The sequence below is a fragment of the Allofournierella massiliensis genome, assembly GCF_004345265.1.
Lineage (GTDB): Bacteria > Bacillota > Clostridia > Oscillospirales > Ruminococcaceae > Allofournierella > Allofournierella massiliensis.
Window position 1 is genome coordinate 16,929 of record NZ_SLUM01000037.1, and the last position, 10,229, is coordinate 27,157.

At 61.8% G+C, this 10,229-nt stretch carries 11 protein-coding genes; 9 read left to right on the top strand and 2 right to left on the bottom strand.

Annotated elements, in window-relative coordinates:
- Positions 1 to 73 precede the first annotated feature (73 nt).
- Complete coding sequence (locus EDD77_RS16105) at positions 74 to 1,315, top strand: metal-dependent hydrolase family protein (protein ID WP_058963194.1); 1,242 nt, start codon at positions 74 to 76, stop codon at positions 1,313 to 1,315.
- A gap of 157 nt (positions 1,316 to 1,472) precedes the next feature.
- On the opposite strand, the gene EDD77_RS16110 is transcribed toward EDD77_RS16105, so the two are convergent.
- A complete protein-coding gene (locus EDD77_RS16110; protein WP_058963279.1) occupies positions 1,473 to 2,834 on the bottom strand; it encodes a PFL family protein in 1,362 nt (453 codons plus the stop codon).
- A gap of 24 nt (positions 2,835 to 2,858) precedes the next feature.
- Positions 2,859 to 3,128 carry an ACT domain-containing protein gene (locus EDD77_RS16115; protein WP_058963195.1) on the bottom strand — a complete coding sequence of 90 codons (270 nt, stop codon included), beginning with the start codon at positions 3,126 to 3,128 and terminating at the stop codon, positions 2,859 to 2,861.
- A 214-nt stretch (positions 3,129 to 3,342) separates the two neighbouring features.
- Between EDD77_RS16115 and EDD77_RS16120 the strand changes: the two genes are divergently transcribed.
- From EDD77_RS16120 to EDD77_RS16155, 8 genes are all read left to right on the top strand, one after another.
- Positions 3,343 to 3,822 (top strand): Lrp/AsnC family transcriptional regulator, encoded by a 480-nt coding sequence (locus EDD77_RS16120; RefSeq protein WP_058963196.1) that lies wholly within the window; start codon positions 3,343 to 3,345, stop codon positions 3,820 to 3,822.
- Positions 3,822 to 5,009 (top strand): pyridoxal phosphate-dependent aminotransferase, encoded by a 1,188-nt coding sequence (locus tag EDD77_RS16125; protein WP_058963197.1) that lies wholly within the window; start codon positions 3,822 to 3,824, stop codon positions 5,007 to 5,009. Before EDD77_RS16120 ends, EDD77_RS16125 begins: the two co-directional genes overlap by 1 nt.
- Complete coding sequence (locus EDD77_RS16130; RefSeq protein ID WP_058963198.1) at positions 5,002 to 6,144, top strand: DUF362 domain-containing protein; 1,143 nt, start codon at positions 5,002 to 5,004, stop codon at positions 6,142 to 6,144. The genes EDD77_RS16125 and EDD77_RS16130 overlap by 8 nt, the downstream gene beginning before the upstream one ends.
- Positions 6,145 to 6,157: 13 nt before the next feature.
- The gene (gene ispE / locus EDD77_RS16135) at positions 6,158 to 7,093 is read left to right on the top strand and encodes a 4-(cytidine 5'-diphospho)-2-C-methyl-D-erythritol kinase (RefSeq protein WP_058963199.1); all 936 of its coding nucleotides are present in this window, start codon (positions 6,158 to 6,160) and stop codon (positions 7,091 to 7,093) included.
- Positions 7,094 to 7,152: 59 nt separating this feature from the next.
- Positions 7,153 to 7,782, top strand: coding sequence for a stage II sporulation protein R (locus EDD77_RS16140; protein WP_058963200.1), 630 nt, complete (start codon positions 7,153 to 7,155; stop codon positions 7,780 to 7,782).
- Positions 7,783 to 7,835: 53 nt separating this feature from the next.
- A complete protein-coding gene (locus tag EDD77_RS16145; RefSeq protein ID WP_058963201.1) occupies positions 7,836 to 8,621 on the top strand; it encodes a peptidoglycan-binding domain-containing protein in 786 nt (261 codons plus the stop codon).
- 338 nt (positions 8,622 to 8,959) lie between these two features.
- Entirely contained in the window at positions 8,960 to 9,556 is a 597-nt protein-coding gene (locus EDD77_RS16150; protein ID WP_058963202.1) for a leucine-rich repeat domain-containing protein, read from the top strand.
- A 9-nt stretch (positions 9,557 to 9,565) separates the two neighbouring features.
- A complete protein-coding gene (locus EDD77_RS16155) occupies positions 9,566 to 10,078 on the top strand; it encodes an InlB B-repeat-containing protein (RefSeq protein WP_058963203.1) in 513 nt (170 codons plus the stop codon).
- The last annotated feature ends 151 nt before the right edge of the window (positions 10,079 to 10,229 follow it).

The following is a 10,229-nucleotide window of genomic DNA, read 5'->3' on the forward strand; positions in this document are numbered from 1 at the left end:
CCGTGAACCTATAAGCGCACAAAACACGCTTCGGTACATAAACAAACATTGGAAACAGGAGGTTTGTTTCATTATGAGTAAGGTAGCATTTGTTGGCGGTCTGCTGATCGACGGCACCGGCGCCGAGCCGGTCAAGGACTCTCTGGTTCTGGTAGAGGACAAGAAGATCGTTTACGCCGGCCCCAAGAAGGAGTACGGCCCCGATTACGAGACCCGTGACATCACCGGCAAGACCATCATGCCCGGCCTGATCGACACCCATCTGCACTTCTCCGGCAACCTGACCGACGACGACACCGACTGGGTTCTGGAGGATCCCATCCAGAAGACCGTGGTTGCCGTTCAGCAGGCTCACGAGTGCCTGGAGCACGGCCTGACCACCGTTGGTGAGATCAGCCGCAGCGGCCTGCAGATCCGCGATATGATCGAGCGCGGCGTTATGACCGGCCCCCGCGTGGTTGGCACCGGCCTGGGCTTCGCCCGCACCTGCGGCCATGGCGACAGCCACAAGCTGCCCAGCTGGTACAACGACGAGAGCCATCCCTGGGCCGAGCGCGTGGACGGTCCCTGGGAGCTGCGCAAGGCGGTTCGCCGTCGTCTGCGTCAGAGCCCGGACGCCATCAAGATCTGGTCCACCGGCGGCGGCATCTGGCGCTGGGACAAAAAGACCGATCAGCACTACACATACGAAGAGATCAAGGCCGTTGTGGACGAATGCAACATGGTCGGCATTCCTGTATGGAGCCATGCCGAGGGCTTCGGCGGCGCTCTGGATTCCGCACGGGCCGGTGTGCATCTGATCATCCATGGCCAGGCTCTGAACGACGAATGCCTGGACATCATGGCCGAGAAGGGCATCTACTTCTGTCCCACCATTCAGTTCCTGCACGAGTGGTTCAAGACCTATCCCCCCGTGTACATCCCCGAGATGCACGACTCTCAGCCCGGTGAGACCGTTGTTGAGAAAGAGTTGAACCGCATCTACGCCAACCTGCGCAAGGCCAAGGCCAAGGGCATCGGCCTGACCATCGGTTCCGACTCCTTCTGCAGCAGTCTGACTCCCTATGGCACCACCGCCATTGGCGAGATGTACTCCTTCGTGGAGTGCGCCGGTATCTCCGAGATGGATACCATCGTTGCCGCCACCAGGGTTGGCGCCGAGATGCTGAAGGTGGACGACGTGACCGGTACTCTGGAAGCCGGCAAGTCCGCTGACCTGCTGGTCATCGAGGGCAATCCTCTGGAGAACATCCGCGCCATCGCCGTGGACAACATGAAGGTCATCATGAAGGAAGGCGCCTTTGTAAAAGGCTGATCCTTGGCCTTCCTGAACCCTGCCGCCTCCGGCCCGATCCTCTCTCTCCGGGCCGGAGGCATTTTTATCCTTTTTATAATATAAGGAAAACAAAAAGAGGCCTCCCGGCGGGAGGCCTCTTTTTCTGCCATGATGAATAAAATGAGCGGGAATGTTTTCAGTTCTTCAGCGCCTGCAGAGGAGCGGGGATGCGACCGCCCCGGTTGATGAATACGCTGGGGCTATAGGTGCTGATGGGCATGATGGGCGCGTAGCCCAGCAGGCCGCCGAAATCCAGCTCCTCGCCGGCCTTGCGGCCGATGGCGGGAATCACGCGCACGGCGGTGGTCTTGGTGTTCACCATGCCGATGGCCGCCTCGTCGGCAATCAGGGCGCTGATCACCTCGGCGGGGGTGTCGCCGGGCAGCACCACCATGTCGATGCCCACGCTGCACACGGCAGTCATGGCTTCCAGCTTTTCCAGGCACAGGCTGCCGCAGCGGGCCGCCTTGATCATGCCGTCGTCCTCACTTACGGGGATGAAGGCGCCGGACAGGCCGCCCACATGGTTGGAGGCCATCACGCCGCCCTTCTTCACCGCGTCGTTCAGAAGAGCCAGCGCGGCGGTGGTGCCGCAGCAGCCGCAGCTCTCCAGCCCCATCTCTTCCAGAATGTTGGCCACACTGTCGCCAACGGCGGGGGTGGGAGCCAGCGAAAGATCCACGATGCCGAAGGGCACGCCCAGTTCTTTGGCGGCCAGATTGCCCACCAGCTGGCCCATGCGGGTGATCTTGAAGGCGGTGCGCTTCACCAGCTCGGCCACCTCGTCCAGCGGGGCGTCCTTGGGCAGCTTTGCCAGCGCGGCACGCACGGCGCCGGGGCCGGAAACGCCCACGTGCACCACGCAGTCCGGCTCGCCCACGCCGTGGAAGGCACCGGCCATGAAGGGGTTGTCCTCAGGGGCGTTGCAGAACACCACCAGCTTGGCGGCGCCCATGCACTGGTTGTCGGCGGTAATTTCAGCGGCCTTGCGCACCACGCCGCCCATCAGCTTCACCGCGTCCATGTTGATGCCGGTCTTGGTGGAGCCGATGTTCACGCTGCTGCACACGATATCCGTCTCAGCCAGCGCCTGGGGAATGGAGGCAATCAGCCGCTCGTCACCGGCGGAAAAGCCCTTGTGTACCAGCGCGCCGAAGCCGCCGATGAAGTTCACGCCCACGGCCTTGGCTGCCCGGTCCAGCGCCTTGGCATACTCCACCGGATCGGCGGTGGGGGCGCTGGCCAGCAGCATGGCGATGGGGGTCACGCTGATGCGCTTGTTGATGATGGGGATGCCGTAGTCGGTGGAAATCTTCTCCACAACCGGCACCAGACGGGCAGCCTTTTCGGTGATCTTGTTATAGATTTTCTCGCAGGCCTTTTTGGGGTCCGGGTCGGCGCAGTCCAGCAGGCTGATGCCCATGGTCACGGTGCGCACGTCCAGATTTTCCGAGGTGATCATCCCGATGGTTTCCAGGATGTCGCTGGTGTTGATCATGCTCAATGGAACGGCCCCCTTCTGTTAAATATGATGCATCGCGTCGAACACTTCTTCGCGGGTGATGTGCAGCTCCATGCCCATCTCGTCGGCAATGGCGGCAAAGCGGGCGCGCACGGCGTCCATATCCTGGGTGCAGCGGCTCAGGTTCACCAGCATGATCATGCAGAACATATCCTGCATAATGCTCTGGGTCACGTCCTCCACATTGATGTTCAGCTCGGCGCACACGGCGCTGACCTTGGCGATCACGCCCACAGTGTCTTTTCCGACCACGGTGATAACAGCTTTCATAAACCAAAATCCTCCCTCTGCGGCGGCACGGCGCGCAGCGCGGTGCCCGGTTTGCGGCGGTTTGCAGCCGCTGGCGGCTGCAAGACGTTATTGCCATTATAGCAGATTTTGCCGCCGCGTGGTTTACTTTAACGGTATTTTTTTTTATAATAAGGTAAATTGCCGAATCTGCCCCAAAGAGGGCCAAACAACAAAGAAAGAAGTGACCCATTGTATGGAACGTTTGCTGAAATTGTTGGAAGAAAACGCCCGCCTGAGCGTGGAAGAACTGGCCGCCATGCTGAGCACCACCCCCGAGGATGTGGCCGCCCGGATGGACGACTATGCCAAGAAGGGCGTGATCCGGGGCTACCGGGCCATGGTGGACTGGGAAAAGGTGAGCACCGACAAGGTACAGGCCGTGATCGAGCTGCGGGTGCGCCCCAAAAAGAGCCACGGCTTCGACGAAATCGCCATGGCCATCAGCCAGTTCGACGAGGTGCAGAGCGTGCTGCTCATGAGCGGCGGCTATGATCTGCAGCTGGTGATTGCGGGCCACAGCTTCCAGGAGATTGCCCTCTTCGTGGCAAAGCGCCTTTCGCCCATGGACGACGTGCTCTCCACCGCGACCCACTTTGTGCTGCGCACCTATAAAAAGGATGGCGTGATGTACGCCGAGGAAGAGCCGGACGAAAGGGAGTGGGCTACGCTGTGATGGATTACAGCCGTTTGATTGCCCCGGCCGCCGCCGAGATGCGGCCCTCGGGCATCCGTAAATTTTTCGACATCGCCGCCGAAATGGACGACTGCATCAGCCTGGGCGTGGGCGAGCCGGACTTCAAGACCCCCTGGCGCATCCGGGATGCGGGCATCAAGAGCCTGCAGAAGGGCAAGACCAGCTACACCGCCAACGCCGGCATGAAGAAGCTGCGGCAGGAGATCGCCGCCTATATGGACCGGCGGTTCGGCCTTTCCTACGATCCGCTGGGCCAGATTCTGGTCACGGTGGGCGGCAGCGAGGCCATCGACATGTGCATCCGCAGCCTGGTGGCCCCGGGCGACGAGGTGATCATCCCCGAGCCCTGCTTTGTGTGCTATCAGCCCATCACCACCCTCACCGGCGGCGTGCCGGTGCCGGTGCCTCTGAAGGCAGAAAACGAGTTCCGACTCACCGCCGCCGAGCTGAAGGCAGTCATCACCCCCAAAACCAAGCTGCTGATCATGCCCTTCCCCTGCAACCCCACCGGCGCGGTGATGGAGCGGGAGGATCTGGAGGCCATTGCCGAGGTGCTGCGGGATACCAACATCATGGTTCTCTCGGATGAAATCTACGCCGAGCTGAACTACTGCGACCATCCCCATGTGAGCATTGCCAGCCTGCCTGGCATGGCCGAGCGCACCGTGGTGGTGAACGGCTTCTCCAAGGCCTTCGCCATGACCGGCTGGCGCATGGGCTTTGCCTGCGGCCCGCGCGAGGTGATTGCCGTGATGACCAAGCTGCACCAGAACTGCATCATGTGTGCGCCCACCACCAGCCAGTATGCGGCAGTGGTGGCCATGCGGGAATGCGACGACGAGATCGAGCGCATGCGCCAGGAATACGACATGCGCCGCCGTTTTCTGGTCAGCCGCCTGAATGAGATGGGCCTTTCCTGCTTTGAGCCGAAGGGCGCCTTCTATGTGTTCCCCAGCATCCAGTCCACCGGCCTTTCCAGCGACGAATTCTGCGAACGGCTTCTGTATGCCAAGCGGGTGGCGGTGGTGCCCGGCACCGCCTTTGGCGACAGCGGCGAGGGCTTTGTGCGCATCAGTTACGCCTATTCCGTGAGCCACCTGAAGCAGGCGCTGGACCGGATCGAATCCTTTTTGCAGCAGCTGCGGGAAGAGGGCGTGAATGGATAAAAACGTGTATTTTGCCGCAGCGGCAAATTATGACCAGCAGACGGTGGACGCGGCGGTGGAGCGGCTGTTCTGCCAGCTGCCCGCAGCCCAGGCGCTTGGAGGCAAGCGGGTGCTGCTTAAGCCCAACCTGCTGGCCAAGCACACGCCGGAACGGGCGGTGACCACCCACCCGGCGCTGGTGCGGGCGGTGATCCGGGCGGTTCGCCGCCGGGGTGCTGCTTCCATCACGGTGGCGGATTCCCCCGGCGGGGTCTACAACCCGGGCATCCTGCGGAGCATCTATAAAGTAAGCGGCCTGACCGACGTGTGCCGGGAGGAGGGCGTTGCCCTTTATACCGACTGCAAAAGCCGGGAGGTGCCGGCAAAGGGCCAGGTGGTAAAGCAGTTCACCCTGCTGGAGCCGGTGCTGGACTGCGATGTGATCATCAACCTGCCCAAGCTGAAAACCCACATGATGACCGGCCTTTCCGCCGCCACCAAGAATCTGTTCGGCTGCATCCCCGGCCTGCAAAAGGCCGAGTGGCACATGCGCTTTCCGGACAAAGAGCGCTTCGGCGGAATGCTGGTGGATCTGCTTTGCACCGTGAAGCCCGGCTTTGCCATTCTGGACGGCATTCTGGCCCAGGAGGGCGACGGCCCGGCAGGGGGAACACCCCGTATGGTGGGCATTGTGGCAGCGGCGGAGGATCATCTGCAGATGGACCTTGCCCTCTGCCGGATGCTGGGTATCCGCCCGAAGGACGTGCCTTACTTAAACGCGGCCATCGGCCGGGGTCTGTGCCCGGAACAATTCGACCCGGCCTGCGCCAAAGGGGAAGGGGAGCTGTGCCGCCCCATTCCCGGCTACCGGCTGCCCTCCAGCTGGGGCAGCGTGGACTTTGCCGACAAGGCCCCCCGCGCCGTGCGCTGGGCGGTGCCCGCGGTGGAGCGGCTGCTTGCGCCCCGCCCGGTGATCAACAAAAGCCGGTGCATCGGCTGCGGCAAGTGCGCCGAGATCTGCCCCCAGCACACCATCACGGTGCAGGGCACCGCGCACATCCACGCGGCCAGATGCATCCGGTGCTTCTGCTGCCACGAGATGTGCCCGGTGAAGGCCATCGATACCCGGCGATCTTTCCTTTTAAAAAAATTGTAATGAGGTGTGAGCCATGAAACAGGTAACCGTGCTGGCCCCGGCCAAGCTGAACCTGACGCTGGACGTGACCGGCCTTTTGCCCGGCGGCTATCATGCGCTGGATATGATCATGCAGACCATCACCCTGCACGAGCGGGTGGTGCTGCGAAAAAGCCGGGATCTGATCCTGCGCCTGCCCGGCAGCCGCATCCCGGCCAACGAGAAAAATACCGCCTACAAGGCGGCGCTGGCCTTCTTCCACTACACCGGCCTGCTGGCCGGGGTGGAGATCGAGATCCACAAGGCCACCCCGGTGCGGGCGGGCATGGCGGGCGGCAGCGCCGACGCCGCCGCCGTGCTGGTGGGCATGAATGAGCTGTACGGGGCAAAGCTGTCCATCACCGAGCTGTGTGCCATCGGCGCCACCATCGGTGCGGACGTGCCCTTTGCCATTCTGGGCGGCACCTGCCGGGTGCAGGGCATCGGCGATATTTTGAAGCCTCTGCCTCCCTGCCCGGACTGCTGGTTCGTGGTGGTGATGCCCAGTGTGGGTGTGAGCACCCCCGAGGCCTTTGCCCGGTACGATGAGGTGGGCAGCAGCGTCCACCCGGATACCGCTGCCGCCGAAGCAGCGGTGAAGGCAGGAGATCTGAACGCCCTGTGCGCGGCCAGCGGCAACGCGTTGGAGGAGTGCAGCGGTGCAAAGGAGACCCCGGCCATCAAACGGCTGCTGGATGACAACGGCGCGCTGGCCAGCCTGATGACCGGCAGCGGCGCGGCGGTGTTCGGCGTGTTTGACGACGAGCAGGCTGCAAAGAAGGCGGCCGCCGTCCTGCGCGGGCAGTACAGCCAGGTCTATCTGGCCCAGCCGGATCGCTGGGGCGCCCGGGTGGTGCACAGCCGCCGCCCCGGCCACACCCGGAACAGAGGTGGAAAAGCGCCGGAACAAAAATCCCGGCCGCAGGAATAAAAAGCAAAACGCACGTCCATGCTATTGGCAGAAGTTGCCAGGGAAAGGACGTGCGTTTTATGTTTTTGCGTGTACTTAATAAGAATCGGGCGAATTGGCTGGCCCATGGGGCGCTGGCCGCCGGGCTGGTGCTGGCGGTGGCGGTGAGCGGCTGGCTGGGCCCCTTTTCGGCAAGTTGCGCTTCGCTGCGACAGGATACCCTTCGCCTGCATGTGCAGGCAAATTCCAACAGCGATGCGGATCAGGCCCTGAAGCTGCTGGTGCGGGATGCGGTGCTGGAAACGGCCCGGACCCTCTTTGCGGATCTGCCGGATCAGCGCACCGCACTGAAAACGGCTCAGGCCCATCTGGCGGATTTCCAGCAGGCGGCCGAACAGGTGGTGCGGGAGCAGGGCAGCGATCAGGCGGTGCGGGTCTATGTGACCAATATGTATTTCCCCACCACCGCCTATGAAGAATTCACCCTGCCCGCCGGCCGGTACGACGCGCTGCGGGTGGAGCTGGGCGAGCATGCGGGCCGCAACTGGTTCTGCGTGCTGTATCCGGCCCTTTGCCTGAGCGCTGCCCAGCCCGCCGAATATCCGCAGCAGGATCAGCAGGAGCTTCTGGAAAACAGCCGGAGCTATGAGGTGCGCTTCGCCGCGCTGGAGGCAGTGGAGCGGCTGGAGGAGTGGGTGCACGGAAATTGAGTGGAACATCCCGGAAGCTTTGCGCATACAATGGCGCAAGGAGGGATGCAGATATGGCAACAATCACAGCGGTGCCCCCGTACTTCGGAACGGTGCTGCAAAATGGAAGCAAGGGGCCGGACTCGGCCCAGGTACAAACCTGGCTCAACGGCATTCGCAAGCAATGGCCGCAGATCCAGAGCGTCACGGTGGACGGCCAGTACGGCGGGGCCACGGTTCAGGCGGTGAAGCAGTTCCAGACCATGGCGGGCCTGACCGTGGACGGCATGACCGGCCAGAGCACCTGGAACGCCCTGTACACCCAGTACGCCGGCATCTACGGCCCGGGCGAAATCTACCCGGGTATTGTGACGGCCCCCGGTGCGAAGGGCGCGGTGGTGAAGAGCATGCAGCAGAAGCTGGCGGCTCTGAGCAAGGTGTACACCGGCATCCAGACCATCTCGACGGATGGAGTGTTCGGTGGCGGCACCTCGGCGGCGCTGCGCCGGTTCCAGCCCCAGTTCGGCCTCACTGCCGATGCGCTGCTGGGCAAGAATACCTTTGCAGCTCTTGCAAAGGTGTATGAGGCCGTGCGGGCCGGTAACCCGCCCAAGGTGGTTACCCGGTATGCGGGCTATGTGATGCAGCAGGGCAGCAGCGGCGACTGGGTGCGCTTTCTGCAAAGCTATCTGAACGGGGTTTCCGGGGTTCCCCAGCTGACCGTGGATGGCAAGTTCGGTTCAGGCACCAAAAAGTCGGTGGTGGCCTTCCAGGGCCAGCAGGGCCTGACGGCAGACGGTAAGGTGGGCACCGCCACCTGGAGCCGCCTGATCACCGTGTTCAATCAGCAGCTGAGCTGACCCGAAATCGGAAAATACCGGCAGAAAAGTAGGGCTTTCCTCCGAACCATACGGGGGAAGGCCTGCTTTTTTGTGGTTTTGACGGTTTAATTCCTTTCATACTGATAGGTTAAGAAAACAGAAGTGGACGAGCCTGTGGAAGCAGCCCTGCTCCAAGCCGCTCCGCAGCCGGAGGAGCCCGCTGCGGCCGAAACTGGAAGTGCGGCGCAGGGGGGGCAGTCAACGGGCAGAATTTCCCCGACGCTGCGTTCCGTGCCTGGATTCTGAACCCGGCCAACCTGAACGGCGCCGGGCAGGACGGCACGCTCACCGAGGATGAGCTGCAGGCGGTGACTTCCATGGATGTGAGCAATCAGGGGATTACCAGCCTGAAGGGCATCGAGTATTTCACCAATCTGGAAAGCCTGAACTGCCGGGGCAACCAGCTCACACAGCTGGATGTGAACGCAAACCGGCAGTTAAAGAACCTGAACGCCAAGGCCAATTGGCTGACCAGCCTGACTTTGCGCCTGCCCTTGCTGAAAGGGCTGTATGTGGGGGAAAACCAGCTCACCACGCTGGACGTGACCGGCTGCCCCAGCCTGATCGATCTGAACTTCGAGAGGAACAAGATCACCCGGATCGATCTTTCCGGCAATCCGGAGCTGATCCAGCTGTATTCCCGGAGCAATCTGCTCACCAGCCTGGATCTGAGCCACAACACCAAGCTGGTGTTTATCGAGACCTTTGACAACAAACTCACCGAGATCGATGTGAGCATGCTGAGCGAGCTGCGCTTTCTGCACATCGAACACAATCGGCTCACTACGCTGGACATGAGCCATAACCCCAAGCTGGAGGACAGCGGCTTTGTGGGCCGCAACAACGACCTGCGCACCCTGATTCTGCCCAACGTGCCCGGCCTTAAAGTGGATGCCGAGGATTTTCTGGAGTAGGATCCCATTGTGGGCTCCGAGCGGTCGGAATGGTTCTACGACAGCCAGTTCACCCAGCCCATCCGGGAAGAATATATCCCCGGCAATGGCCAGACCGTTTATGCCCGCCGGGTGCCCAACCGCTATACCGTGCGTTTTTCTGCCAACGGCGGTGCAGGCAGCATGGATTCGCTGAACAGTGAATACGGCCAGCAGTTCCAGCTGCCCGCGGCCCGGTTCACCCGCACCGGCTACACTTTTACCGGCTGGAGCACCCGCCCCGACGGTCCGGTGGAGTATCAAAATGGCCAGACCGTGCGCAACCTGACCGTTGAGGATGGCGGCGTGGTGAACCTTTACGCCGCCTGGAAAAGCGATTCTGCAATGGAACAGCTGAGCCAGAGCTTCGCCGGATACGACCGGCAGAATTACATCGGTGAGGACTGGAACGCGCTGGAGGCCGCCTATGAAGCAGGCCGGGCGGGCATTGAGGCCGCTGCCGTTGCCGCACTGATCTGGAAGATGACCCGCAAAAAACAATAAACAGCGATAAAAACAGCATAAAAGCAAAAAGGCAGGTATCCCACTGGGATACCTGCCTCAGCTTGTAGAAAAACCTGCTGTGACAATCAAGCCAGAGCAGGTTTTTTGCATGAAAAGTAAAAGAACAGAGAAAAAGGAAGAAGATTTCCTC